This window comes from Paraclostridium benzoelyticum, from assembly GCF_001006285.1.
Classification (GTDB): domain Bacteria; phylum Bacillota; class Clostridia; order Peptostreptococcales; family Peptostreptococcaceae; genus Paraclostridium; species Paraclostridium benzoelyticum.
Window position 1 is genome coordinate 1 of the sequence record NZ_LBBT01000245.1, and the last position, 1,946, is coordinate 1,946.

Sequence of the window (1,946 nt, forward strand, 5' to 3'; positions counted from 1 at the left end):
TATAAATTTTTTAATTTATGAATAATTTATTTTCATTTTTTTATTTTAAATTTGTAAAAACTACATATGCTCAAATATTGCCATAAATTATTTTTAGGAATAGAAAAAACATATTTTATTAACTATACTCTAGATTTTATGCTCAAATATTAGTGAAACATAGTTTCTTTAAGCGTAAAAAATGAGTGAAGTTTCCTTCACTCATTTTTCTCTCTATCTTATTAACTAAGTTTATTAGTTAGATGCATTTTCACTTTCATTAGTTATCTTAGCTATAACAGGTAATAGTAATCCTATTCCCATTAATACTATAGGTGTTATAACATTTAAAGAAACTCTAAATATCCATTCTTTACTAAATGCAGGAACATCTGTTGGGAACATACCCATTATACAAGCAAATGCTGTAAATCCAAAACACCAAGCTCCAACTAAGAATCCTAATTTATCACTCTTTATAAACTTGTATTCAGTTTTAAATTTACTACTCATCTTCTTAAGACCCATGTAAGCTAAGAATACCCATAAGTATCTCATTGGCATTACAACTGAGTTTAATTTTAATAACCAGTTAAATAACTCATTAGTGTTACCTATTCCTAATGCTGGAATTACTATTAATACAGATACTAATATAGCTGTCATTATATATCCATTAACTAAAACACCATTCTTATTTGTTTTAGATAATTTCTTAGGTATAAATCTAGAATCAGCTTCTCCTAATAATACTCTAAGTGGAGCATCTATTGAGAATACTAACGCTGATAATTGTGCTGCAGTATTTGCTAATGCATAAACTATAACAAATAAACTACCTAATCCATAATGCTCTCCTAATAATTGGAATGCATAGTATTGACCATTCATCATTAAGTCTTCTGGTATAGCATTAGCATTGAACATCATACCCATAGCTATTGATCCTAAAAGTGCACATACAGCAACCATTCCAGCTAAAATTAACATTCCTTTAGGGAAATTTTTAGATGGGTTTTTAGTGTTGTTTACGTATGGAGCTATCTTTTCACATCCTCCAACAGCAAATACTAGCATCGATAAAGTTGTTAAGTATGCAAAGTCAAATTTAGGTACAAATGACTTAGGTGTTATATTAGGTGTTGCAACATGCCCAGTTATAGCTGGAGCTGCTAACCCTAATACTATGTATAATAAAGACATAACAAACATTGACATACCTGCTACATTACCTATAACCTTTAATACCTTTACTCCCTTTGTTGAAATATATAAAAATACTAAAAATACAACAAGTACCATTCCTTGTAATATTAAAGGATTTAATTCCTTTAATGTTGTAGCAAGTTCTCCTGATGGACTAATTGCCCAAGAAAGCGCTATCAATAATGATTGTGGTTTTTGTGCTAAATAAGGTACATGAACAACCCAATATGTCCATCCTGCCATAAATGCAAGCATTGGTGTTGTAGTTGAACTTATCCAAGCTGAAACTCCACCTTGAGAATCCTTGAATGCAGACCCTAGTTCCCCCACCATTAATGTATATGGTACAAAGTATAAAGCTATCATGAATATCCACGAGAATACTACAGTAAGGCCTTGATTTGCAAAGTTATTAACAACATTTCCAAATCCCCATACCATAACAAATCCCATTAAGGCAATATTTTGCCACGTTAAATTTCTATTTTGATCAGACATTGATCTTTTACCTCCCAAAATTTGTATGATTACGGTTTCTATTATATATTGTTATAATTTATTGTCAATACGCTATTGTAAATCGTTTTCTTCGTATATTTCTCTTCTTTTTTCCCAATCTTTTGACAATTAATTTTTTCTATTCATAATCTTTTCAAAATCTAAACGTATGTATTTTATTAATTTTCATTATTTTTTTAAATTAGTATTATTCACATATATTAGTTAACTATTGCATTAAATTTTTTTGATACATTTTTTAT

Annotated in this window: 1 protein-coding gene; it reads right to left on the minus strand. The window is 29.0% G+C overall.

Going from position 1 to position 1,946, the window contains the following annotated elements; all coding sequences use genetic code 11:
* Positions 1 to 234: 234 nt before the first annotated feature.
* Entirely contained in the window at positions 235 to 1,683 is a 1,449-nt protein-coding gene (locus VN21_RS12325) for an amino acid permease (RefSeq protein WP_046823524.1), read from the minus strand.
* Between the last annotated feature and the right edge of the window lie 263 nt (positions 1,684 to 1,946).